Here is a 24388-nt window from a genome sequence, read left to right as displayed (position 1 = left end):
TGCACGCATGCTCTGGTCCCTGATCAAAATTTTGGCCTTCGTGGCAGTCGTCATCGCGATCACCTACGGCGCGATCCTCCTGATGAGCGTCGATGGCGGGGCGACGATCACGATGGCCGGCTACGAGATCGCCCTGTCGCCGCTGCAACTGGTTCTCGGCCTCGTCCTGCTGGTGGCGCTGACGTGGGTGGTCTTCAAGGTGCTCGGCTTCCTGCTCGCCCTGTTCCACTTCCTGAACGGCGATGAGACGGCGGTCAGCCGCTACTTCAACAAGCGCACCGAGCGGCGCGGTTTCGACGCGCTCGCCGACGGTATGATGGCGCTTGCGGCCGGGGACGGCCGGCTGGCACTGATCAAGGCCGACAAGGCCGACCGCTACCTGAACCGGCCCGAACTGACGAACCTTCTGACGGCGCAGGCCGCCGAACTCGCCGGTGATCGCAAGAAGGCGGAGGAGACCTACAAGGTCCTGCTGAACGACAACCGCACGCGCTTTGTCGGTGTGCACGGCCTGATGCGCCAGAAGCTCGAGGCCGGCGATACCGAGACCGCGATGAAGCTGGCGGAGAAGGCATTCGCCCTGCGGCCCAAGCACGACGGTGTCGCCGACACGCTGCTGCGTCTTCAGGCCGAACAGGAAGACTGGGCCGGTGCGCGCAAGACGCTTGGCGCCAAGCTGAAGGCAGGCGCCCTGCCGCGCGACGTGCACCGTCGCCGCGATGCCGTGCTCGCCCTGTCCGAGGCGAAGGACGTCATGGCCGAAGGCAAGACGATCGAGGCCCGCGAGGCGGCGATCGAGGCGAACCGCCTGTCGCCGGACCTGATCCCGGCCGCGATTATGGCAGCCCGTGCCTACATGGAGAACAACAACCAGCGCTCCGCCTCGCGCGTGTTGCGCAAGGCGTGGGAAGTGCGCCCGCATCCCGATCTTGCCGCGGCCTATGCCGAAATCCGGCCGACCGAGGCACCGGCGGAACGGATCAAGCGGTTCCGCGACCTGACCCGTGTCCATCCCGAGGATCCGGAAACCAAGATGCTCCTGGCCGAGCTTCACGTCGCGGCGGAAGATTTCCCCGAGGCGAAACGCTCGCTCGGCGATCTGCCGGAGAAGAAGCCGACCGCGCGTGTTCTCACGCTCATGGCGGCGATCGAGCGTGGCGAAGGCGCCGACGACGCGATCGTTCGTGGCTGGCTGACCAAGGCCCTGACGGCGCCGCGCGGCCCGCAGTGGATTTGCGACAATTGTCACAACATCGCGGCCGAGTGGCAGCCGGTCTGTCCGAACTGCCAGAGCTTCGACACGCTGGCCTGGAAGACGCCGCCGCAGTCCGAGGTCGCGATGCCGCGCGGCGTGGAGATGCTGCCGCTGATCGTCGGCCAGATCGGCAAGCCCGAGCCGGAGCCCGAGACAATCGTCGATCCCACCCCGCCCCCGCAAGAAGAGGTCGTGGTGGAGCCCTCGACGGAAGAGGCGCCTAAGACCTGATCCCGGCGTCTTTGATTTTCGGTGCGGTGGAAGGTCAAATTGCGCTTTCACCCCGCCGACCTCGGTGCTAATAGGCGCGCCGTGGCCGCTGTAGCTCAGCTGGTAGAGCACGTCATTCGTAATGATGGGGTCGGGGGTTCGAGTCCCTTCAGCGGCACCACACTCCAAACTTCTTGGAAATCCTGCGCCTCGGGCGAACGGTCGAGGCCTCCCCGCAAGGGGGAGGCCGCGTTTGTCAGGCGACTGCCTGCTGTCGCGTGCCGTCCTTCTTCATCAGCAGCGCGATGCAGAACGCCCCTTCGGCGAGAACCGTGAGGCCATAGGCCGGCAGGACCATCTCCCAGAGGCCGGGGGCGAGGAAGCGCAGCGCGCTGCCGGTCAGGTAGACGAGGCCCGCCGCCGCCAGTCCGGTGCCGAGCAGGCGAGGGAACATGCCGGATTGCCGGATCAGCGCACCGGTCATCAGGCTGTTGATTCCGAAGAACACGAGCCCGAGGTCGTAGCCGTGCGCGTGCAGGTTCAGGAACATCATCGCCACTGCGTTGGCCTGTTCCGGGGCCAGTCCGGCCATGTCCTGCCCGGCGGAGAACAGCAGCCACGCGGCCTGCATGTTGAGCAGGTTCGCGGCGATCAGGACCGCCTGCACCAGCCGGAAGATCATCGCGGCCAGCGCCAGCGTCGGCGCGACCGGACGGAACATGACGAAGAGCAGCACGGCGAGCGCGGCGTCCGAGATGGCCATGATGACGTCGGCGGCGAAGGCGAGCCGGAACGTCCCGATCGATTCCCGGATGGCGGAGGCCGTGGCCGACGCATCGCCGAGATCGATCAGCGGCCCCCGCAACGCGGCCTCGGCGCTGATGCCGCAGATGATGATTGTGAGGTAGAGCAGCCCGGCAAGGCGGGCGGTCTGGGGGTTGGCATTCATCGTTGTCTCCTCTCTCGGAACTCAGGCAAGTTGGGTGGGTCGGGCCCCGGCGGTGGCCGGAACGCGGGCTCGGCTGACGATGGCCGGGGCCTGCTGATGCAGCGCCCGGTCGGTCAGGGCGTGAACCATGAAGAGCGCGAAGTCGGTGCGCCGCGTGCGGTTGGCCGCGAGCCTCGGGTCGCCGACATGGGGCGCCCAGATTGGCAGGCCCTCGGACGGGCCCTCTTCGATGTCGGAGCAGCGCACGACCGTCCAGTCGCGGTCGGACTGGTAGACCAGCCGTGCCGCGCGCTTGTGGTCGTTGATGTCCGCCAGCCGCAGGACCCGGACGGCAGCCCCGATGAGCGACGTCTTGAGCCGCTCCGCCAGCGGGTAGCGGTCCCGCGCGTCCCGGGTCGCGTGCCAGCCGGTCGAGAAGACCAGCCGGGCGCCCTGGTCCGCATGATCGAGCACGGCGCGGGCCGTCCGGGTCGCCATGCCATCGGTGCCCCAAGGGACAAGGACCGTCAGCACGCCATCGCAACCGGCGACGGTGGTGCGGATCGTATCGGGGTCGCTGGTGTCGCCGGTGACGATCTCGACCGACCCCTCGAGGCCGGAGAGTTTCTCCGCGCTCCCGGCGCGGCACAGACCCCGGACCGCGTAACCGCGGGCGAGCGCGTGTTGAGCCATCAGGATGCCGAGCTTGCCGGACACGCCGATGATGCAGACTTTCTTCATGGTGAACCTCCTGTCGTGCCGGCGGGAGTGCCGGGCCTGACAGAAGGTCTAGGGGAGGGGCGGGCGCGAATATTGGCCGGCCCTGCCAGCCTTTTGGCCGGTCCTGCCAATCAGGCCGGGCGGGCCTCGCGACGGTAGCTGGCCGGCGGCGTGCCCGCCCAGCGCTTGAAGGCGCGGGTAAAGCTGCTCTGCTCGGAGAAGCCGGTCAGGAAGGCGACCTCCGCGATGGAGCAGTCGCGCGACAGCAGCAGGTCTTCCGCCAGCGCCATGCGCGCACGCTGCACGACGCCCTGGTACGTCTCGCCCGCGTCGGACAGGCGGCGGAACAGCGTGCGTTCGCTCATCCCGAGGGCGCGCGCTGCCTCGCTCGCCCGTGGCATCCCGTCGCTGAGCGCCCCGGCAAGGTAGCGTGACAGCTCCGCCTCGATCCCCGACTCGGTGGCGAGCGCGCCGACCTGCTGGTCCAGATGCGCCGTCAGAAAATCCGAGATCCCGGCGTCGCCGATGCGATTGGGCGTATCGAGCACCTCCGGCGCGAGGTGGATCGCGTCATGCGCCGCCTCGAACCGGACGGGACAGCCGAGGTTCGCTTCGTACCGCGCTGGATCGTCGGGGCATGGGTGCCGGAAGGTGACCGCCTCGATCCGGAGGCCGGAGCCGGCGAAGCTCCTCATGCGGCTGACGATGGTGACGAGCGCGCAGGTATTGCGGAACGCCAGCACCGGGTTCGGCGCAGTGCGGCGGGCGATCAGGAAGCGGGCGGGCGTCTCGCTCTCGTCGAGCCGATAGGCCACGCTGTCGGTGACCAGCTGAAAATAGCGCTCGAACCGGCGCAGGCTGTCACGCAGGGTCGGCGCGGATTTGAAGGCGAGCCCGAGAACGCCGAGTCCCTCGAACTCCAGTGTTTCGGCATAGGCGAAGGCGAGGGCCGTCTCGTCCGGTGTCTGGTCGCGAATCCACTCGATCAGCGCGAAGTAGTCGGCGTCGGTGATCCGTTCGTCATCGCGAGGGCGGACCTTGTAGACGACCTCACCATCCGAGAGCAGCGCGCCGTCCTCGGTCATATCCAGCCCGGCGGCCCGCGCGAGGGTGCGCGCGAAGAGTGTCGTGACGGTCGCCATGCGCAAAAGCTAGCACGGGCTTGCGGAAGCGCGGCAGGAAATCGCGGCGCTTCAGGTCGTGATGAACTCGACCTCGCCATCCTCGATCACGGCGGCGGTCAGGCGGCCGGTGGCGTAGGCGCCCGTGTCGACGGAAATCCGGCCCCGTGCGAATCCCGGCTGGTCGACGATGGTATGGCCATGCGCGATCCAGTTGCCGTCGCTCCGGTCGACCCGGTCGAAATCGGGATGGCCCCAGATCATGCAGCGACGGCTCTGATCTTCGAGCGGCAGGGCCGGATCCGCGCCGGCATGGACGACCGCGACATTGCCCGAGCGGAACGAGATCGGCAGGTCCTCCAGCCACGAGATCAGCGCGCCGCCCATCGCATCGACGAGCTGGTCGCGCGCATCATCGAGCACCGCGTCCTCGACCCGGTCGGAGACGAGCCGGACGCCGAAGCTCGCCAGCGTCTGCTGGCCGCCGTTGTTCAACCACATCGACGCGACGGAGCGCGGATCTTCGATGAATTTCAACAACATCGATTCATGGTTGCCGGTCAGGCAGGTCAGGCGGAAATTGGTTTCGCGGCTCACCTGCATGCAGCCGCGAAGCACGTCCGCGCTGTTGTCGCCGCGGTCGATATAGTCACCGACGAGGATGATGGGCGCCAACGGATCGAGCTTGTTCGACAGCGACTCCAGCAGGTCGAACCGTCCGTGGATGTCGCCGACGACCTGGATCTTTTCTTCCGGTTCGGGCGGCGGGAAATTGCTGTCCTTCCGTCCGGTGATCCGGGAAAACACGCTCGCCATTAAGTGCGGGCTCCTTGGTGTGGTCTCGAACCTAAAAAGTCTACCCATATGCCGCGACCGGAGCCATGAAATCAAGGGAAGGGCTTCTGACATCTCGGTGTGTGGATACCTTGGACGGGCTTGCGCAGGTGTGCCGGTATGGTAGCGCAGGCGCAGGACAGCAGAGGATTTCGATATGGCGATCAATGCCGTGGTCTGGGGCGAAAACGTCCATGAGCAGACGAACAAGACGGTCTCCGACCTTTATCCCGAAGGCCTGCACGGCGCGATCGCCAAGGGTCTGAACGCGGACGCCGGCATCAGTGCGACGACCGCGACCCTGCAGGAGCCGGACCACGGCCTCACCGAGGAGCGTCTTGCGCAGACGGACGTTCTGCTCTGGTGGGGACACGCCGCCCATGGCGACGTCGAGGACGAGGTCGTCGAGCGTGTCGTGCGCCACGTCTGGGCCGGCATGGGCCTTCTGGTCCTGCACTCGGGTCACTTCGCCAAGGTCTTCAAGCGGCTTATGGGCACGCCCTGCAACCTCTACTGGCGCGAGGCCGGGGAGCGGGAGCGCATCTGGTCGGTGAACCGCAACCATCCGATCGCGAAGGGCCTGCCCGAGCATTTCGAGCTCGAAAACGAAGAAATGTACGGAGAGCCGTTCGGCATTCCCGAACCGGATGAAACCGTCTTCATCAGCTGGTTCCAGGGGGGCGAGGTGTTCCGCTCGGGCGCGACGTGGAAGCGGGGCGCGGGGAAGGTGTTCTATTTCCGTCCGGGTCACGAAACCTATCCGACCTATCACGACGACAACGTACTGAAGGTGCTGACGAACGCCGTGCACTGGGCGTGCACCGGGCGTGCACAGGATGTGCAGGATGTCGACGCCGCCCCGAACGTGCCTGTCTCCGAGGCGCTCGAGCCGATCGAGCAACGCGGCGCGACCCTGCACGAAGAGGGTGAGGAGGGCTTCCGTTGAGCGACGAGGTCCGTGTCCTGATCCTCGGCACCGGCGGGATGGCGAATACCCATGCCGAGGCCTTCGCCTCGATTCCGGGTGCCAAGGTCGTCGGCGGTGTCGATACCAACCCCGGTCGCCTCGCGGAGTTCAACGCGCGGCACCGGCTGGAGCATGGCTTCACCTCGCTCGCCGACGCGATCGCCTGGGGGGAGTTCGATGCTGTGTCGAACGTCACGCCGGACCCGGTGCACCACGCCACGACCATGACGCTTCTGGCGGTCGGCAAGCATGTTCTCTGCGAGAAACCGCTGGCCACCAACGCGACCGACGCCGAGGAGATGGCCCACGCCGCCGAGGTGGCGGGCGTCGTCAACATGGTGAACCTCAGCTACCGCAACGTGCCCTCCCTGATGCAGGCGCACGCGATGGTCGAGGCGGGCGAGATCGGCGAGGTCCGGCACTTCGAGGCCGCCTACCTGCAAAGCTGGCTGACCCAGCCCGCGTGGGGCGAGTGGGACAAGGAAGAGCAGTGGCTCTGGCGGCTGTCGACCAGGCACGGCTCGATGGGCGTGCTGGGCGACATCGGGGTGCATATCCTCGACTTCGCCACCTTCGCGACCGGGCGCATCCCGGTGCGCGACGTGTCCTGCCGGCTGACGACCTTCGACAAGGCGCCGGAGAACCGGATCGGGGAATACGTGCTGGACGCCAACGACAGTTTCGCGATGCACGTCGCGCTCGAGACCGGGGCGATCGGCGTGGTCCATGCCAGCCGCTTCGCCAGTGGCCACCTGAACGACCTCAGCCTGCGGCTGTTCGGGACGAAGGGGGGACTCGACGTGCGGCTCGAGGACGGCAAGAGCAAGCTGACGGCCTGCATCGGTCCCGACATGCCCACCGGCACCTGGCGCGAGGTCGCGACGCCCGAGGTTCCGACGAACTACGCGCGCTTCATCGCCGCGATCCGGTCGGGCCAGCAGGTACGGCCCGACTTCCGGCGCGGTGCAGACCTGCAGAAGGTTCTCGACAGGGCTGTCGAGTCCGACACGGCTGGGGGCATGGCGCTCGCCGTCTGAGCAGTCGCGCTTGCCAGCGGGCGGTCCGGTCGCCACAAACGCCCGGACCGCCAGCGAGACCGACATGCCCCACCCAGATCCCGCGATCTTCTTCCATCCCGACGCCATCGAGTCGGTAGGGAAAGGTGTCGTCGGTCGGCGCTCTGCCGGGCAGTCGTTCCTTAAAGGCTGGCTCGCCCATTGCGGGGCGGAGCGGCTGTCGCTCGTCACCGAACATGCCAACGCCTCGCGTGAACTGGAAAAGCTGCTCCGCGAGATGGGCGAGACTCGCCCGCTCGACATCCGCACCCTGCGCGGGCCGACCGACTTCACCGCCTTCGGTACGATCTTCTTTCCGGCTCCCGGCTACATGAACGCGGCATGGCGGCGGCAGCATTTCGCACCGCAGGCCTGCTCGCTGGTCGGGATCACGCACACCGTTTCCACCCGGCGGGTGATGGAGGGGCTGCACAACCTGCTGGCGGAGCCGGTCGAGCCATGGGACGCGCTGATCTGCACGTCGCGCGCCGTTCAGTCCGTGGTGCGCCGGCAGTTCGACCTCGAGGCGGAGTATTATCGCCAGCGCTTCGGGGCCTCTCGTGTGCCGATGCCGCGCCTGCCGCTCATCCCGCTTGGCGTCAACGCGGCGGATTTCACGCGGGACGACCGGGCGCGGGCCGGCTTCCGTCAGCGCTATGATGTCTCGGAAGACGGCTTCGTCGTGCTGTCGATGGGGCGGCTGACTTCCGTCGAGAAGGCCAACATGGTGCCGCTGTTGCAGGTTCTCGAACGTATGTCCGGAAAGATCGGGCGGCCGATCCACTTCTGGATGGCCGGCTGGGCGAGCCGGGACACGGAAAAGGCCCTGCACGAACGTGCGGCGAAGGACGTCGCGCCGAATGTCACCGTTCGGATCATCGACGGGCAGGACCCCGACGTGCGGCGCCGGATCTGGTCCGCGGCCGATGTGTTCTCGCTTCCCGTCGATAATATTCAGGAGACGTTCGGCCTTGTCCCGGTCGAGGCGATGGCCGCCGGTCTTCCGGTCGTCATGCCGGACTGGAACGGCTTCCGCGACACGGTTCTGCATGACGAGACGGGTTTCCTGATCCCGACACGCATGGCGCCGCCGGGATACGGGACACGCGTCGCCGAACGCTTCGCCGAGGGGACGGACGACTACCTCCGACACCTGTCTGTTGTCCAACAGCACACCGCGATCGACCAAGGCGCATACGAGGCCGCGCTGACCGCGCTCGCCGGGGATGAGGGGCTGCGGCGACAAATGGGCGCGGCGGCTGTCCGGCACGTGAAGCAGCGGTTCGACTGGTCGGCGGTCATCCCGCAGTACCTCGCCCTCGCCGATGACCTGGCCGAGCGCCGGAAGGGCGCGCACCCGACGACGCCGAAACTGGCATCCGGGCCTGCCGGCCCGCTGGAGGTCGATCCTTTCGATCTATATTCCGACTATCCGACGGATGTCCTGAAACCGACGGATGTCGTCCGGCTCGTAAGCCCGATCGACCGCGCGGCGATGGACGCGCTGGACGAGGTGAACGGACGCAAGCTCTACAAGCGCAAGATCATCTCAGACGACGTGCTGCAGGCGGTGCAGGCGGTTCTGTCGCAATCCGGCCCGATGGAGGTTTCGACCCTTGCCGGGCGCCTGCGCGTGCCGCTCACGGGGGTCATTCCCGCCTGCCTGCTGCTTGCCAAGTTCGGCGCGCTGGCCCTGCCGGAGACCAGTCCGCGACCTTGAAGTCTTTGACTTGGCGGGATCATTGAGATTGTCTCAACCCGGGCAATGGATACCGGGCACAACGGTATCAGCAGGAGACGGCAGATGAGGCTTTCCGTTCATTTCGAAAACACCGAGGCTGCGCCGGCGAAGGGCGGGGCGGTGCAGGTGGGCTGGTTCCTCAACAGCCAGAAGGGCGGCGTGATCTATTCCGCGCCCGAGCGTGTCCGCGGCGCCGAGCGCAACCGCACCCACGCCAAGAGCGCGAGCCGCTGCCCCGCCGTCATCAACATGGAAAGCCGGTATTTCCTGATCCGCTGTCCGTTCGACCTGAATCTCGAGTTCGTGCGTGACAAGGACGGCAAACCGGCTCTGCGCAACCTCAACGGCAACCTGTCCGGCATCCGCGGCAACAAGCTGCGCGAGAAGGTCCATGTCACCGCCGAACACGAATGGCGTTATGCGGGTGTTCCGACGATCCAGGTGGAGACGCCCTACGTCTTCATCAGCGATGAGCCGGTCTACATGACCCAGCTCTCGCCGTTCATGCATTACACAAAGACGCCGATCCCCGGCACGATCTTCGGCGGGCGCTTCCCGATCAACGTCTGGCCGAGACCTCTCATGTGGGCGTTCGAGTGGCACGACCTCGACAAGCCGCTGAAGATCAACCGGGGCGACCCTTGGTTCTATGCCGGGTTCGAGGGCCCCTCACCGGACCGCAGCGTCACGGTGACCGAAGTCGAACGCACGCCGGAGCTGCTCGACTACATGGAGCTGATCTCGGGCGCGGTGAACTATGTGAACCAGACGTTCTCTCTCTTCGAAGAGGCGGAGAAGCGTCGACCGGAGACGTTGCTGTCACCAGTGAAGCGGCGCCAGGGCGGAGAGTGATGGCGGGACTGACGGCCAGCGATCTCAGGGAGGCGGCGCTGGCCGCGCACCGGTCGGGCGACGATGCCAAGGCGCTACGGCTCTATGCGCAGTATCTGTCGGGCAATCCCGACGACGGCACCATGTGGTCGAACCTCGGCGTCCTGCACCGCGTCAATCAGCGTTATGAACAGTCTCTTCGTGCGCATCGCCGGGCAGCGCGGCTGAAGCCGGAAGCGACCTCTGTCCTCAACAATTTCGCCAACACGCTGAACGATGTCGGCCTCTACGACGAGTCGATCAACGTGCGGCACCGGTTTCTCGCGCTGTCCCCGGACGACGCAAACCAGAAGGCGCTGGTCGGTCGCGCGATGCGCGGCAAGGGCGACTACGACGCCGCGATCGACTGGTTGCGGCGCTGCATGGCGGAGCATCCCGAAGAGAGTGAGCTCGAGCTTCAGCTCGCCTTCGCGCTGCTCGGGCGCGGGGACTACGAAGAGGGTTTCCGGCGCTACGACGCCCGCTGGCGCAGCGACGAGATGAAGAAGGTCGACTACCCCTATCCCAAGTGGGACGGCGAGGATCTTGCCGGCAAGCGTGTCCTCGTGGTGCCCGAGCAGGGGTTCGGCGATGCGGTCCTGACGCTCCGCTTCCTGCCGGCGCTCAAGGCGCGCGGGGCCGAGGTCGGGGTTCTGGTCGAGCGGCCGATGCACCGGCTGTTTGCCGAGCTTGAGGGCGCCGACCGGATCGAGCTTCAGATCTCGCGGACGGAGCCGTTCGACTTCCGAATTCCCTACATGGACCTGCCGAAGCTTGGCCTGACGTCCCGCGCGGACGTTCCGGCCCCCGCAAAGCTGGCGCTGCACCAGGACAGCCGGTCCCGGGCGCGCGGCTTCGTCGGCCCCTACCGCGACGTGCTGCGCGTCGGTGTCGTGTGGAGTGGGTCCGCCACCTACAAGGGCAACGCGTTCCGCTCCTTCAGTCACACCGACCTTCTGCCCCTGTCCGACGTGCCGGGTGTTCAGCTCTTCTCGCTCTACAAGGGTCCGTTCCTGGAGCCTTACCGTGGCGACGGGTCGGAGGCTTTCATCCTCGACACGGCCAGCAGCGACCGGGACTTCGCCGACTGCGCCGCGACGATGATGGAGATGGACCTCATCGTCACCTCCGACACGGCCACCGCGCACATCGCCGGATCGCTCGGCATCCCCACATGGGTCGTGCTGCATTGGGACAGTTTCTGGGTCTATTCGCACCACGGTGAGACGACGCCCTGGTATCCCTCCATGCGGCTGTTCCGGCAGCCCGAGCCCCGGAACTGGGAGGAGCCGCTCGCCCGCGTGCGCACGGAGCTCGAGGCGATGGCCACCGAACGCAAGAAGGAAGCCGCCGTTGGATGACATCCTTGTCCCGACCTCGCCGGGGGAGCTGATCGACAAGCTGACCATCCTGCGGATCAAGACGGAGCGGATCTCCGATGCCGGCAAACTCGCCAACATCCGGCACGAGAAGGCGACGCTGGACGCCACCGCCGCCCGACACCTGCCCGATAGCGGACAGCTGACCGAGTTGTGGGACGCACTCTACGACATCAACGTCGAGCTCTGGGAGATCGAGGATGACATCCGCGACTGTGAACGCGCCGGCAACTTCGGCGAGACCTTCATCGCGCTCGCCCGCGCGGTCTATGTCACGAATGACCGGCGGGCGGACGTGAAGAAGCGGATCAATCTGCTGCTCGGCTCCGCGCTGGTCGAAGAGAAATCCTATGCCGACTACGGGAACGGCGCATGACGCCGCAGGATCGCCTGCGCTCTATCCGGGCGGACCTGGTGGAGCTGCGCAAGGACCTGATCGGGACGCTGAAGGATGAGCGGTCCCGCAAGCGGGGCGAGCTGAACCGGCAGCTTCACGAAGTGACGCAGATGCTGGTGCCGCAGTATCTCTATAGCTCGCAGGCCGGGCAGGATGCCGTCGTCGACCGGCTGATGAACCATCGCACCGGCGGCACCTTCCTCGACATCGGGGGGTATGACGGCGTTTCCGGCTCGAACACCCTGTTCCTCGAGCAGTATCGCGGCTGGACCGGCGTGCTCGTCGAACCCGTGCCTGCGCAATTCGAGAAGGCCTCTGCCGTGCGCCGGTGCCAGTGCCTTCAGGTCGCCGTCGCGCCGACCTCCGGCGAAGCGGACTTCATCGAGGTTCAGGAGGGCTACACCCAGATGAGCGGCCTTGCCCAGTCCTACGACGAGGGACTTCTTAAGACCGTCCGCGACGATCCGCGCCACAAGGAACAGGTGCTGAAGGTCGAGACCCGGACGCTGTCGGACATCATGATCACGAGCGGTCTGCCCGATCCCGACTTCGTCTCGCTCGACATCGAAGGAGGGGAGATCACCGCGCTCGAGGCGTTTCCCTTCGCGCAGCACGACGTGAAAATCTGGTCGATCGAGAACAATTCCGCCAGCAAGCGCATCCCCGAAATCATGCGCGACAACGGCTACGAGCTGATCGAATTCTGCGGTCCGGACGACGTTTACCGTAAAAGGCCGGCCGGTTAACTCTGAAAGTCCGAATCTGGACCGTTTCGCCATCATTGCGCCCTTCGGCTGTCCCGCTTCGTCGCAAGACCTCCTGCGGGATACGTGAAACCGGGGGCAGGACATGGCCGCTACGAACGCACCAATCATCATCAAGCGGAAGAAAGTCGTCGCCGGAGACGGACACCACGGCGGCGCCTGGAAGGTCGCCTACGCCGATTTCGTCACCGCGATGATGGCCTTCTTCATGCTCATGTGGCTGCTGAACGCCACCACGGAGCAACAGCGGAAGGGTATCGCGGATTACTTCTCTCCGACGATTCCGATCAACCGGATGTCGGGTGGCGGCAGCGGCACGTTCGGCGGCAGCTCGATCTTCACCGATGACACGCTGGCGGACAACGGACAGGTGGCGATCGTCGATTCGAAGGGGGAGGAGACGACTTTCGCCCTCGAAGACGGCGGCGATCCCGAACGTGACGAGGACGCCCAGGTGGCCGCGCTGCGCGAGGTCGAGAGCGAACTGCTCGGCCGCGGCGGGGAGAGCATGTTGTCCGACGAGGCCCTGCGCCACGTCATCACCCGCGTAACGGACGAAGGCCTCATCATCGAGATCTTCGACATCGACGATGGCCGCCTGTTCGAGCCGGGAACGGCAGATCCCGCCCCCGTGACGGTCGAGCTCGCCCGGTCGTTCGCGCGTGTCTTCCGCATGGTCGAGAACGCCGTCGCCGTCGAAGGCCACGTGCGCGCCCGGCCCGCCGTAGTCGTCGACAACCCGGTCTGGTCGCTGTCTTCGGACCGGGCCGCACAGCTGCATGAACTACTTGAGGAGGGCGGGCTGGACCCGGCCCGCGTCGCCCGCGTCACCGGTCATGCAGACCGGCAACCGGCCGATGCCGATCTCGTCTCGGTCAGGAACAACCGGATCGAGATCATCCTACTGCGGTCGGACCAATAGATAGAATCCGAGACATTAGCGGCATCTTAAGCCGGCAGATCTAGGAGGGATCGAAAGACTGATATCGAAGTGGAAAGGCACCGCATGACGATCTCTTCCTCGCTGAATGCCAGCGTCGCCGGCCTCAGCGCCAACGCCAGCCGTCTTGCGACCATCGCGGACAATATCTCGAACAGTTCGACCTTCGGGTACAAGCGGGCCGTGACGGACTTCCATTCGATGGTGCTGAACACCTCGCAGGGGTCCTATTCGGCGGGCGGCGTTCGGGTCACCACCAACCGGCTGATCGACGAACGCGGCTCCATCGTGTCGACCGACAACGTGACGGACCTGGCGGTGCGGGGTCGTGGCATGATGCCGGTCACGACAGAGGCGGCACTGGGGGTCGGCAACACGGCCAGCCAGTTCCTTCTGACCACCACGGCCTCCTTCCGGCCGGACGATCAGGGCTACCTGACCAGTGAAAGCGGGCTGATCCTGATGGGATGGCCAGCAGGCGTCGACGGGTCTGTTCCCGCCTTTCCCCGTGACACGGCCGATGGCCTGACACCCGTGCGGATCAACGCCAACCTCTCCGCGGGGGAGGCAACGACCTATGTCGATGTCGGGCTGAACCTGCCCGCAACCTCGACGGAATTCACCTCCGACGGCGAAGTCGAAGAACTGACGGTCGCCTATTACGACAACCTCGGCACGTCCGAGAACCTGTCGATCACCTTCACGCCGAACGTGCCGGCTGCAGGCTCCACCAACGAGTGGGAGATGGAGATCACCGACAGCGCCTCCGGCGGGGCCGTCGTCGGAAACTACACGCTGACATTCGACGATACGCGTGGTGCGGGCGGCACTCTGCTCTCCGTGGTCGACAACATCGGCAACCCCTACGATCCCCTGACCGGCCGCGTCTCGATCACCGTCGATGGCGGCCCGCTGGATGTCGGCATCGGGTTCCTCGGCGAGCCGGGCGGCCTGACTCAACTTTCGGACAGTTTCTCCCCCGTCTCTATCCAGAAGGACGGCAACGCGGTCGGCAACCTCAACTCGATCGAGATCGACCCGAATGGCTTTATCAGGGCCTCTTTCGACACCGGGATCAGCAAGGTCATCTACCAGATCCCGCTTGTCGACGTGAGCAACGTCAACGGGCTCGAAACGCTCGATCAGCAAACCTATCGGGCAACGCCGGAAAGCGGCAGCTACTTCCTCTGGGATGCCGGGGACGGTCCGACCGGCGATCTTCTCAGCTACGCGCTCGAGGAGTCCGCCACCGATGTCGCCGGCGAACTGACCGAGCTGATCCAGACACAACGCGCCTACTCGTCGAACGCGAAGGTGATCCAGACCGTCGACGAGATGCTGCAGGAAACGACCAACATCAAACGCTGACCCAAACGACTTCGGAGGCCTGAGACATGAGTTTCGCAGGAAGTATCAACGCCGCGCTCAGCGGCCTGAGCGTGGCTGCCAAACGCGCCGAAGTCGTGTCCAGCAACGTCGCCAATGCCCAGACGGACGGTTACGGTCGCCGCTCCCTGGTGGTTGTCGGGGCGCAACTCGGCGGTGTTCGTGCGGCCGGGGTCGTGCGGCATATGGACATGGGGATCGTCAGCGATCGCCGCCTCGCAGAGGCCGACATGTCCGCCTCCGAACAATCCGCCGGCTTCCTTGACCGGCTGAACCGCCTGATCGGCGAAGTCGGGGAGACCGGAAGCCTGACCTCGATGTTGACCGGGGTTGAAAAGGCGCTGGTTCAGGCCTCCGCCGACCCGTCGTCCGACTCTCGGCTCACGACGGTGCTCGATGAGATGAAGCGCCTGACGGGCGCCGTGCGCACGACCTCGGATGGGATTCAGGCCATGCGGGCAGAAGTCGACCAGATGGTTGCCGACCAGGTCGAGACCCTCAACGAAGAGCTGCAGCGCGTCGCGAAGATCAACAGTGATATCCAGGCCTTCCGCAACAACGGCATCGACCCCTCCAGCCTGTTCGACCTCCGCCAGATCTCCGTCGACGCGATCTCTTCCATCGTACCGGTGAGGGAGCTCAACCGCGGCGAAGGCCGCGTCGCCCTGATGACGCCATCCGGACAGATGCTGCTGGACATGCAGGCTGTTGAAGTCGGCTTCACACCGGTGACGACCATCGTCGCCGATATGACCTTTGCCTCTGGCGCCCTGTCGGGCCTGACCATAGACGGCGACCCCGTTGCCGGAGGAGGTGCCGCCGGCAAACTCGCCGGTGGCACGCTCGGCGGTGCCCTGAGCCTTCGGGACGACACGCTCCCGGCCATCCAGTCCGAACTCGACGCTTTCGCGCGCGATCTTGTCGAACGCTTCTCCGACCCCGCCGCGGATCCCACCCTGCTTCCGGGCGATACCGGTCTGTTTACCGACGCTGGCGGTGCGTTCGATCCGCTCGACACCGACGGGCTCTCTGGGCGTATTTCGGTGAACGCCCTGATCGACCCGGCAAGCGGCGGTTCGGTCAGCCGGATCCGCGACGGTCTGAATGCGGCAACTGTTGGTCCCGTCGGGAGCAGCACCCAGATCGAGCGGCTGATCGACCGCTTTCAGGCGCCACGCGCGACTCACCTCGGGATCGAGGAACGGTCGGTCGCCGGACACCTGTCGGCCTTCTATTCCGATGTCGGCACCCGTCGTTTCACGATCGACACTGACCTCGCGTTCCAGTCGGCAAAGTGGGAATCCCTCAAGAGCGCGGAGCTCTCCAAGGGTGTCGACACCGACGAAGAAATGCAGTCGCTCATGCTGATCGAACAGTCCTACGCCGCCAACGCGCGCGTGCTCGAAACGATCGACACCCTCACCAAACGCCTGTTGGAGATCTGACCCATGACCACAATCGGCACTGGCGATCTCGGCGCCCATTTCCTGGCAAGTCGCCGTATCTCAAGCGTTAAGACGCGTCTCAATACCCTGTCCCATGAGCTCGGCTCCGGTCGCGTCGCTGACATCGGCAGACGTCTTCGTGGCGACACGGCACAGGTCGCGCAGGTCGATCATCGAATCGATCTGACAACCAGCCACATCACGGCAAACACCGAAACGGCGACGATGCTCAGTCAGATGCAACTGACCGTGTCCAACCTCGGTGAGCGCAGAACTGCCCTGACGCAAGAGTTGCTGTCCCTGCCGGACAACCCGTCGGCCGCGCTCCGCGAAGGTGCGATCTCGGCTGCCCGGACGACTTTTTTCACGTCCGTCGGCGATCTCAATTTCCAAGTGGGTGGCCGGGCCCTCTTCTCGGGAGATGCGACTGGCACTCCGTCTCTCGCCGCGCCCGGCGACATGCTGTCCAATCTCGCGACCAGCCTGTCCGCAGCAACGGATATCGACGACCTGACGGCACGGCTCGATGCCTGGTTCGATGATCCATCGGGCGGGTTCGCGACGATGGGCTATCGCGGCTCTTCTACGGGCTATCAATCCAGACCGCTGGGTGACGGAACAACGACTGAGATCGACGTCACCGCAAACGATGACGCCATTCGCGGCTACCTGAAGTCGACCGCGTTGATTGCCGTGCTTCCCGATATCTCCCCGGCGCTGTCTGAGGATATGATCAAGGACGCGCTGAAGATCGGGCTCGACGGCATGATTACCAGCAGCCAGCCGCTGAGCCTCCTTCAGGGTCGGATCGGGCGGATGGAGGCGCTCGTCGATGGCGCGACCGCGCGCCTCGCCGCCGAACGGACCAGCCTGTCCATTGTCCGCAATGATCTGACATCGGCCGATCCATACGAAACTGCCTCCAGCCTGCAAGCCGTCGAGTTGCAACTCGAGATGAATTATTCCGTCACTGCGCGGCTCTCGCGACTTTCGTTGATGGAGTACCTGCGTTGATGCGTCTCATCCTCGCTATCTGTCTGACGATCTGGGCCGCCGGAAGCGCCGCGTCACCCGTGCGGCTGAAGGATCTCGTCGAATTCGACGGTGTGCGATCGAACGATCTGGTCGGCTATGGCCTCGTCGTGGGGCTGAACGGGACCGGCGATGGCCTGCGGAACTCGCCCTTCACAGAAGAAATCATGAGCAACATCCTTGAGCGGCTCGGCGTAAACGTCACGGGCGAACAGTTCAGGCCGACCAACGTCGCCGCGGTGCTGGTAACTGCCGAGCTCCCACCATTTTCGAGAGCGGGCAGCCGCGTCGACATCACCGTCTCCGCTATTGGCGACGCGGACAGCCTGCTTGGCGGCACACTCATCATGACGCCGCTGAATGCAGCGGACGGCCAGATCTACGCGGTCGCTCAGGGCACAATTATCGCCGGCGGTGCCAGCGCGGAAGGTGAGGCTGCTCAGGTCATTCAGGGCGTGCCGACCTCCGGTGTCATACCGTCTGGCGCGACCGTCGAACGGGAGGTGGATTTTCAGTTCGCCGGGCTGGAACGGCTCCGCATGGCCCTTCGGACTCCTGATTTCACCACTGCGATCCGGATCGAGTCTGCGATCAACGAGGCCTATGGCCATCGGGTCGCGCTGATGATCGACGCTGGCACGGTTGAGATCGATGTCTCCGCGGCGGGGACGAACTCGCCTGCGCACGCCATCGGGCGTATCGAGAACATATTGGTCGAACCGGAGCGTCGTGCGCGCGTCGTGGTCGACCAGCGCTCCGGAACGATCGTTATGGGTGAAGATGTCCGGATTTCACGCGTCGCTGTCAGCCAAGGCAATTTGACCCTTCGCATCGAAGAAGCGCCGCTGGTCGTACAGCCAAACCCGTTCGCGGAGGGTGAGACAGTGGTCGTGCCCCGCACGAATGCCGCAATACAGGAAGAGCCAGGCATCGGCCTTGCCGAAGTGGATGGCGGGACGTCATTGTCCGAGGTCGTTGCGGGCCTGAACGCCTTGGGCGTCGCACCGCGCGACATGATCGACATCCTCAAGAGCATCAAGGCAGCCGGCGCGCTTCATGCCGAGTTTATCGTTCGATAGATATTTACCGCTCAGGCGGTGCGGGGAGGCACTTGCCTTGATGATCGTCGGCGTAGCGATAGCGATCTGGCAGTGCCTTGCGGGTCGACGCATGACCGCCCCGCGTTTCCACGGAGCGATCATTGATCACGGTCGTCCTTCAGCCCTTCTTCAGCACCCGGGACCCGAGAACCTCGGCGATCTGGACCGCGTTAAGCGCGGCACCCTTCCGCAGGTTGTCCGAGACGACCCAGATATTCAGGCCGTTGTCGATCGTGGAATCCTGGCGGATCCGGCTGATGAATGTCGCAAAATCACCGACGCACTCGACTGGCGTAACGTAGCCGCCGTCTTCGCGCTTATCGACGACCATGACGCCCGGCGCCTCGCGCAGAATGTCGCGCGCCTCATCCTCGTCGAGGAATTCCTCGAACTCGATGTTGATGGCTTCGGAGTGTCCGACGAACACCGGTACCCGCGCACAGGTCGCGGTCACCTTGATCGAGGGATCGACGATCTTCTTGGTCTCCGCGACCATCTTCCACTCTTCCTTCGTGGAGCCGTCTTCCATGAAGACGTCGATATGCGGGATGACGTTGAAGGCGATCTGCTTGGGATAGACCGACGGTTCGACCTCCTGACCAGGGACGTAGAGGCCCTTGGTCTGGTTCCAGAGCTCGTCGATCGCTTCCTTCCCGGAGCCGGAGACCGACTGGTAAGTGGAAACGACGACCCGCTTGATCCTGGCGCGGTCGTGCAGCGGCTTCAGCGCGACGACCATCTGGGCGGTCGAGCAGTTCGGGTTCGCGATGATGTTCTTCTTGGAATAGCCCATGACCGCATCGGCATTCACTTCCGGCACGACAAGCGGAACGTCCGGGTCGTAGCGGTAGAGCGAAGAGTTATCGATCACGATACATCCCGCTGCCGCGGCCTTCGGCGCATAGGTCTTCGTCGCGTCGGAACCGATCGCAAACAGCGCGATGTCCCAGCCCGTGAAGTCGAACGTATCGAGGTCCTGTGTCTTGAGGGTCTTGTCGCCGAAGCTGACCTCTGTGCCGAGCGACCGGCGCGACGCCAGCGCGGCGATCTCGTCGACGGGAAACTCGCGCTCGGCGAGGATGTTCAGCATTTCGCGGCCCACGTTACCGGTGGCACCCGCAATGGCGACTTTGTAGCCCATAGTGAAGCTCCTGTTCAGGACGCGCGCCTGATAAGGCACCTGTGCGTCAATGGCAAAGGGAAAGCTGGGGTTCGGCGCCGGCAGGACAAGCGGTCAACGCGATTGTATGACGGTTTACCACAAGTTCAGGTTCATGAGCTCGCGCCTTTTGTCCTCCGGGTTTGGTCAGGTGGTGGCGCGTCTGATCCTCGTCCGGCAAAGCAGCCACGAGGAAGCGCAGAATCCGCCGGTCTTTGGAGAGCAGGCGCCGCGCAGCCGCTAAGGCTCGCTGAAAAGACCGTCGAACTGCGCCCGCAGCGCGGCTTTCTGAACCTTGCCCATCGTATTGCGCGGCAGCTCCTCCACGAAGGCATAGTGTTTCGGTTTCTTGAAGGCGGCGAGTTGGTCTGCCAACGCCTCAGAAAGATGGTTCGGATCGGGTGCAACGGCATGGCCCGTGGCAATCACGGCAACCACCGCTTCACCAAGATCGGGGTGAGGCACGCCGATCACGGCGCTTTCGACCACGCCGTCGAGCCGGTCCAGAAGCACTTCCACTTCCTTCGGATAGACGTTGAACCCTCCGGAAATAACGAGGTCGCGACTTCGACCGACGATGGTGACGTAGCCGTCTCCGGAGATCGACGCGAGGTCGCCGGTGATGAAGAAGCCATCGTCGCGCATCTCTTCAGCCGTCTTCTCCGGCATCTGCCAGTAACCTTTGAAGACGTTCGGACCACGCACTTCGAGAACGCCGATCTCGTCGGTCGCAAGCGGCTTCCCGGCAGCGTCTCGAACACGGACCTCGATCCCGGGAAGGGGCGGCCCGACCGTACCGGCACGGCGCTCCCCCTCGTAGGGATTGGAGCAGGTCATGTTGGTTTCCGTCATGCCGTAGCGTTCGAGGATTCGGTGACCTGTGCGGGTCGCGAAGGCCTCGTGCGTCTCCGACAGGAGCGGGGCGGACCCGGAAATGAAGAGACGCATGTCCTCGACAAGGGCAGCGGTGAAGCGGTCGTCGGCGAGGAGACGGGTGTAATAGGTCGGCACACCCATCATCACGGTCGACCGTGGCAGCATCGCGATCATGCTGTCCAGATCGAAGCGGGGAAGAAACAGCATCGATCCGCCGGCAAGCAGCGTCACGTTGGTTCCGACGAAAAGACCATGGGTGTGGAAGATCGGCAGGGCATGCAAAAGCCGGTCGCCGCTCGTGAAGCGCCACGCATCGACCAGGGTCCGCGCGTTCGACAACAGGTTCTGCTGCGACAGCATCGCGCCTTTCGACCGGCCTGTCGTACCGGAGGTATAGAGGATGGCGGCAAGATCATCGGGGCCGCGGGGCACCGTCTCGAAATGGCTCGACTGACCGCGGGCAAGTTCGCCCAGGGTCCCGGTCCCGTCAGCGTCGAGAGTGCAATGTTCCGTTCCCAGCTTGATCGCGGCGTCGAGCTTTGCTTCTTCGACCCGGCTCGGCGTGAGGAAGACGCGCGCGCCAGAGTTTTCCAGAAAGTAGGACAGCTCGGTCGCCGTATAGGCCGTGTTGAGCGGCAGGAAGACGAAGCCCGCCTGCACGCAGGCCGCATAAAGCGCCAGCATCTCGACCGACTTGTCGAGCTGGACAGCTACCCGGTCTCCCGGTTTCAGGCCGAGGCGGGTCAGCGCATGCGCAAGCGTCGACGCGCGCGACAGGAACCGGCTGTAGCTGATCACCACACCGTCGGGAGTCTCCACAAAGGTTGCCGCCTTGCCGGCGTGGATACCGAACAGCTCTTCATACAGCGCGTTGCCATAGGTCGGTTGCGTGTCGCGTTGCAGGAGACAACCCTCCGTTCCTTGCCGTCACAAGGCCTGACTGTGCCGACCCTCCGGAAGGGAATAGGCATCGATATGCTGCGCAACAAGCCTTGCGATGAGGAAGCCGTCGCGTGCGATCTCGATCCGATCGCCGCGCGACACGACATGATCCGGAAATTGCTGCAACAGCGGGTCGGCGATCTTGCGCAGTGCCGCGACGGGCGCCCCGGTTTCGGCGGCAAGGGCCTGCAGGTCGATGGCGAAGTTGCACATGATCGCCTCGATCATGGCGGAGCGCACGAGGTCGTCGTTCGAGAACCGGTGCCCGCGTACTGTGCCGAGGCCACCATGGTCGATCGCGTCGGCATATTTGGACGAGGTCGAGTGGTTCTGTGCAAAACCCTGCGGATAGCGAGAGATCGCGGAGGCGCCCAATCCAATGAGGACCTTCGACTGATCGTCCGTGTAACCCTGGAAGTTGCGCCGAAGACGACCGAGCCGATCAGCAGTGGCGAGGCTGTCGCTTTCCCGTGCGAAGTGGTCGATGCCGATCTCGCGATAGGAATCCCACGTCAGAATGCTGCGCGCGGACATGAACAGTTCGTACCGCTCTTCCGGCCCGGGCAGCGCGGCCGTCGGTATCATCGCCTGCCGCCGCGCCATCCACGGCACATGCGCGTAGCCGTAAAAGGCGACCCGGTCGGGATCGAGCGCGAGAACATGCTGAATGCTGTCGGTCATCCGGGCGAGGGTCTGGTGCGGCAGCCCGTAGAGGACATCGAGGTTCAGCGACTCGACGCCGGCCTCGCGGAGCATCGTGACGACCTGCTGCGTGATGTCGAAGCCCTGCAAGCGGCCGATCGCACCCTGCACCACGGGATCGAAATCCTGCACCCCGATCGAGGCGCGGGTCATTCCCAGCCGGGCGAGCGCGTCGACTCGCGCTGCGTCGATCTCTGTCGGGTCGATCTCGACCGAGAACTCGGCGAGGTCGGACCAGGGGCGCATCTGCTTCAGGGCACCGACAAGGTCTTCAAGCATGTCGGGCGGCAGGATCGTCGGCGTGCCGCCCCCGAGATGGACGCGACCGATGGTCACGTCTTCGGGGAGAAGCGCGGACACCATCGCGATCTCGCGCTTCAGCCGCTTCAGGTAGGGCACCAGCGGCCGGTTGGTCGCGGTCCCCTGCGTGCGGCAGGCGCAGAACCAGCAAAGCCGTCTGCAATAGGGAATATGCAGATATAGCGAGACTTGGGAGCCCGGCTGCACCGATCGCAGCCAGTCTTCGGTCGTTCCGGCGTCCACCTGCTCTGAGAAATGGTTCGCCGGCGGGTAGGAGGTGTATCTCGGGGCACGCGCTTCGAAGAGACCGAGGCGCTTCAGTGCGTGATTTCTTTCCATCTCACATCTTTCGAGTCAGGATGAATTGGTTTAGTAAGCCCTGCTTTCCCAAAGGGAGTTCGCACGGGATGAAACTGGCCGCGCACGAGAGCGATTGCGGAGATTGCCCGATCCGCCACAACGCCGTGTGTGCGCGTTGCGATTCCGATGAGCTCGACACGCTTGAGCGGATCAAGTTCTACCGCACCTTCAAATCGGGCGAGACGATCTGCTGGGCCGGGGACGAGATGAGCTTTGTCGGGTCCGTCGTCCGGGGCGCCGCAAGCATCAGCCAGACGATGGAAGACGGCCGGAAACAGATGGTTGGCCTTCTTCTGTCGTCCGATTTCATTGGCCGTCCGGGGCGCGAGACGTCGCCCTACGACACGGTCGCGGTCAGCGAGGTCGTGCTCTGCTGCTTCCGCCGCAAACCGTTCGAGCAGCTGATGCAGCGCACCCCCCACATCGGGCAGCGCCTGCTCGACATGACGCTGGATGAGCTCGACGCCGCGCGGGAATGGATGCTGATCCTCGGTCGCAAGACCGCGCGAGAGAAAATCGCGAGCCTGTTCGCGATCCTCGCGCGGCGCGAAGCGGCGATGGACCTCGGCACGTTCGAGGGCACGATCATCATCGACCTGCCCCTGACGCGCGAAGCCATGGCCGATTACCTCGGCCTCACGCTTGAGACCGTCAGCCGGCAGATCAGCGCGCTGAAGCGGGACAAGGTCATCGTCCTGGACGGCAAGCGCCGGATCGAGGTCCCCGACATGGAGCTGCTTCAGCGCGAGACGGGCGACGACATCGACGGCGGCGTGATCGCCTGACGGCCCGAGGGGGCCGTGGTCAGGTGTCATATCGGGCGCCGTCGACATCATCCCCTCCCGTCAGCTGGCCATGAACAGTGGCGTGGTCGTCAGTTCGAGCATGTCGCGTGTCGGCCCGCCGAGAAGCACGTCACGGAACCGCGCCTGCGGCTGGTGACCGCCCATGACGACGAGATCGCATTTGTTTTCAGCCATGTATCGGCTCAGGCACTCGCTGATGCGGGGTAGCGTTCGCGGCACGATCCGCACTTCGGACTCGACCCTGTGCCGGCTCAACATCTCTGACAGGCGCAGGGCCGACCCGGTCTCAGGGTTCCGGGCGAAGGGCGGCTCGACCATTACGATCTGCACGCTGGATGCGGTGCGCAGGAACGGCAGCGCCTTGCGGACCGCCGACAGGCAGGCATCACTTTCGTCCCAAGCGATCATCACGGTGGAGGCCTGCAGGGCGGAGATCATGTTCGGCGCGACGACGAGCGCGGGCGCGCCTCCGCTGTAGAGCGCGGAACACAGGACATCGCTCTGGAGACTGTCGATTTCGGTGCCGTAGGGCCGCGAGACGATAACGAGGTCGGAGAACCGCACCAGCTGTCCGACACCGGTCTCGAGTCCGATATGCGGCAGGATGACCCGCTCGACCGAGATCTCGGGCACATGGAAATCCACCACTGTATGGACCCAGGCCTCGAGCTCTTCCGCCCGTGCGACCGCGTCGGTCGGGCCGGGAGTCACGAGAAGCGACGTGGAACCTGCGCTCATCGGTTCGAACTGCATCTGGTCCACCCCGATGCAGAAGATGTTGAGCGCGGCCCGATGTCGCCGGGCCATCGCGGTCGCGACAGCGAGCGCCTTGGCGTCGGTGGTCTTGTCGGCGACCACCGCCGAGATCGTCCTGAAGTCCATATTCGTTTCTTCCCGAAAGTCGCGCCGAGCTTTGTCTGGCGCATTGTTGGCCTGCCGGTCGTGCCGGCGACCCGCGGACATTAGCGCCCGCCGCCCGCCGGCGACTTGACCTGTGTCAATCCAGGCGCCGAGCGTCCGTTGACGTAGATCAATGCGACTCCCGCCATGACCGGCCTACTCCGCAGAAAAGGATATCGCGTGCCCGACGGCGGCGCGC

23 protein-coding genes and 1 tRNA gene are annotated in these 24388 nt (G+C 64.9%); 16 read left to right on the top strand and 8 right to left on the bottom strand.

From position 1 onward, the window contains the following. Positions 1–7: 7 nt before the first annotated feature. Both I8N54_RS18515 and I8N54_RS18510 read left to right on the top strand, forming a co-directional pair. Complete coding sequence (locus I8N54_RS18515; RefSeq protein ID WP_140195160.1) at positions 8–1486, top strand: heme biosynthesis protein HemY; 1479 nt, start codon at positions 8–10, stop codon at positions 1484–1486. Positions 1487–1570: 84 nt separating this feature from the next. Continuing rightward, positions 1571–1646, top strand: a tRNA-Thr gene (locus I8N54_RS18510). Positions 1647–1721: 75 nt separating this feature from the next. Here the strand turns inward: I8N54_RS18510 and I8N54_RS18505 are convergent. The 4 genes from I8N54_RS18505 to I8N54_RS18490 form a co-directional block, all read right to left on the bottom strand. Then, positions 1722–2414: a DUF4386 domain-containing protein gene (locus I8N54_RS18505; protein WP_140195162.1), complete on the bottom strand. Its 693-nt coding sequence runs from the start codon at positions 2412–2414 to the stop codon at positions 1722–1724. A gap of 21 nt (positions 2415–2435) precedes the next feature. After that, positions 2436–3134 carry an NAD(P)-dependent oxidoreductase gene (locus I8N54_RS18500; RefSeq protein ID WP_140195164.1) on the bottom strand — a complete coding sequence of 233 codons (699 nt, stop codon included), beginning with the start codon at positions 3132–3134 and terminating at the stop codon, positions 2436–2438. A 110-nt stretch (positions 3135–3244) separates the two neighbouring features. Beyond that, positions 3245–4255, bottom strand: coding sequence for an AraC family transcriptional regulator (locus I8N54_RS18495; protein WP_140195166.1), 1011 nt, complete (start codon positions 4253–4255; stop codon positions 3245–3247). A 51-nt stretch (positions 4256–4306) separates the two neighbouring features. Next, positions 4307–5050 carry a metallophosphoesterase gene (locus I8N54_RS18490; protein ID WP_140195168.1) on the bottom strand — a complete coding sequence of 248 codons (744 nt, stop codon included), beginning with the start codon at positions 5048–5050 and terminating at the stop codon, positions 4307–4309. 175 nt (positions 5051–5225) lie between these two features. Between I8N54_RS18490 and I8N54_RS18485 the strand changes: the two genes are divergently transcribed. From I8N54_RS18485 to I8N54_RS18430, 12 genes are all read left to right on the top strand, one after another. Then, the gene (locus tag I8N54_RS18485) at positions 5226–6014 is read left to right on the top strand and encodes a ThuA domain-containing protein (protein WP_140195170.1); all 789 of its coding nucleotides are present in this window, start codon (positions 5226–5228) and stop codon (positions 6012–6014) included. After that, a complete protein-coding gene (locus I8N54_RS18480; protein ID WP_140195172.1) occupies positions 6011–7072 on the top strand; it encodes a Gfo/Idh/MocA family protein in 1062 nt (353 codons plus the stop codon). The genes I8N54_RS18485 and I8N54_RS18480 overlap by 4 nt, the downstream gene beginning before the upstream one ends. 64 nt (positions 7073–7136) lie before the next feature. After that, entirely contained in the window at positions 7137–8810 is a 1674-nt protein-coding gene (locus I8N54_RS18475; protein WP_140195174.1) for a glycosyltransferase family 4 protein, read from the top strand. A gap of 84 nt (positions 8811–8894) precedes the next feature. After that, positions 8895–9683, top strand: coding sequence for a hypothetical protein (locus I8N54_RS18470; protein ID WP_140195176.1), 789 nt, complete (start codon positions 8895–8897; stop codon positions 9681–9683). Continuing rightward, the gene (locus I8N54_RS18465; RefSeq protein ID WP_140195178.1) at positions 9683–11062 is read left to right on the top strand and encodes a tetratricopeptide repeat-containing glycosyltransferase family protein; all 1380 of its coding nucleotides are present in this window, start codon (positions 9683–9685) and stop codon (positions 11060–11062) included. Before I8N54_RS18470 ends, I8N54_RS18465 begins: the two co-directional genes overlap by 1 nt. After that, positions 11055–11456, top strand: a complete 402-nt coding sequence (locus I8N54_RS18460) for a DUF6165 family protein (RefSeq protein WP_140195180.1) — start codon at positions 11055–11057, stop codon at positions 11454–11456. The genes I8N54_RS18465 and I8N54_RS18460 overlap by 8 nt, the downstream gene beginning before the upstream one ends. Next, the gene (locus I8N54_RS18455) at positions 11453–12223 is read left to right on the top strand and encodes an FkbM family methyltransferase (RefSeq protein ID WP_140195182.1); all 771 of its coding nucleotides are present in this window, start codon (positions 11453–11455) and stop codon (positions 12221–12223) included. Before I8N54_RS18460 ends, I8N54_RS18455 begins: the two co-directional genes overlap by 4 nt. A gap of 103 nt (positions 12224–12326) precedes the next feature. Continuing rightward, complete coding sequence (locus tag I8N54_RS18450; protein ID WP_140195184.1) at positions 12327–13163, top strand: flagellar motor protein MotB; 837 nt, start codon at positions 12327–12329, stop codon at positions 13161–13163. An 84-nt stretch (positions 13164–13247) separates the two neighbouring features. Further along, positions 13248–14549, top strand: coding sequence for a flagellar hook protein FlgE (locus I8N54_RS18445; protein ID WP_140195186.1), 1302 nt, complete (start codon positions 13248–13250; stop codon positions 14547–14549). Positions 14550–14575: 26 nt separating this feature from the next. Beyond that, positions 14576–16012, top strand: coding sequence for a flagellar hook-associated protein FlgK (gene flgK, locus I8N54_RS18440; RefSeq protein WP_140195188.1), 1437 nt, complete (start codon positions 14576–14578; stop codon positions 16010–16012). A gap of 3 nt (positions 16013–16015) precedes the next feature. After that, on the top strand, positions 16016–17026 hold the full coding sequence (locus tag I8N54_RS18435; protein WP_140195190.1) for a flagellin: 1011 nt from the start codon (positions 16016–16018) through the stop codon (positions 17024–17026). After that, complete coding sequence (locus tag I8N54_RS18430) at positions 17026–18123, top strand: flagellar basal body P-ring protein FlgI (protein ID WP_140195736.1); 1098 nt, start codon at positions 17026–17028, stop codon at positions 18121–18123. The genes I8N54_RS18435 and I8N54_RS18430 overlap by 1 nt, the downstream gene beginning before the upstream one ends. Before the next feature lie 139 nt (positions 18124–18262). Here the strand turns inward: I8N54_RS18430 and I8N54_RS18425 are convergent, their stop codons facing one another. Then, positions 18263–19285: an aspartate-semialdehyde dehydrogenase gene (locus I8N54_RS18425; RefSeq protein ID WP_140195192.1), complete on the bottom strand. Its 1023-nt coding sequence runs from the start codon at positions 19283–19285 to the stop codon at positions 18263–18265. Between the two features lie 133 nt (positions 19286–19418). Between I8N54_RS18425 and I8N54_RS20310 the strand changes: the two genes are divergently transcribed. Continuing rightward, positions 19419–19547 carry a hypothetical protein gene (locus I8N54_RS20310; RefSeq protein ID WP_269802034.1) on the top strand — a complete coding sequence of 43 codons (129 nt, stop codon included), beginning with the start codon at positions 19419–19421 and terminating at the stop codon, positions 19545–19547. Here I8N54_RS20310 and I8N54_RS18420 read toward each other — a convergent pair. Together I8N54_RS18420 and hemN are read right to left on the bottom strand one after the other, a co-directional pair. After that, the gene (locus tag I8N54_RS18420) at positions 19544–21082 is read right to left on the bottom strand and encodes a malonate--CoA ligase (RefSeq protein WP_140195193.1); all 1539 of its coding nucleotides are present in this window, start codon (positions 21080–21082) and stop codon (positions 19544–19546) included. The two genes, I8N54_RS20310 and I8N54_RS18420, sit on opposite strands and share 4 nt — an antisense overlap. A gap of 24 nt (positions 21083–21106) precedes the next feature. Next, positions 21107–22462 (bottom strand): oxygen-independent coproporphyrinogen III oxidase, encoded by a 1356-nt coding sequence (hemN, locus tag I8N54_RS18415; RefSeq protein ID WP_140195195.1) that lies wholly within the window; start codon positions 22460–22462, stop codon positions 21107–21109. 68 nt (positions 22463–22530) lie between these two features. Here hemN and fnrL point away from each other — a divergent pair, with 68 nt between their 5' ends. Then, the gene (gene fnrL / locus I8N54_RS18410) at positions 22531–23268 is read left to right on the top strand and encodes a transcriptional regulator FnrL (protein WP_140195197.1); all 738 of its coding nucleotides are present in this window, start codon (positions 22531–22533) and stop codon (positions 23266–23268) included. A 60-nt stretch (positions 23269–23328) separates the two neighbouring features. Here fnrL and I8N54_RS18405 read toward each other — a convergent pair whose 3' ends face one another. After that, positions 23329–24171: a universal stress protein gene (locus I8N54_RS18405; protein WP_197097577.1), complete on the bottom strand. Its 843-nt coding sequence runs from the start codon at positions 24169–24171 to the stop codon at positions 23329–23331. Positions 24172–24388: the final 217 nt, after the last annotated feature.

It is taken from the genome of Pelagovum pacificum (assembly GCF_016134045.1).
GTDB classification, from domain to species: Bacteria; Pseudomonadota; Alphaproteobacteria; order Rhodobacterales; family Rhodobacteraceae; genus Oceanicola; species Oceanicola pacificus_A.
This window is presented reverse-complemented; position numbering and strand designations above follow the sequence as displayed.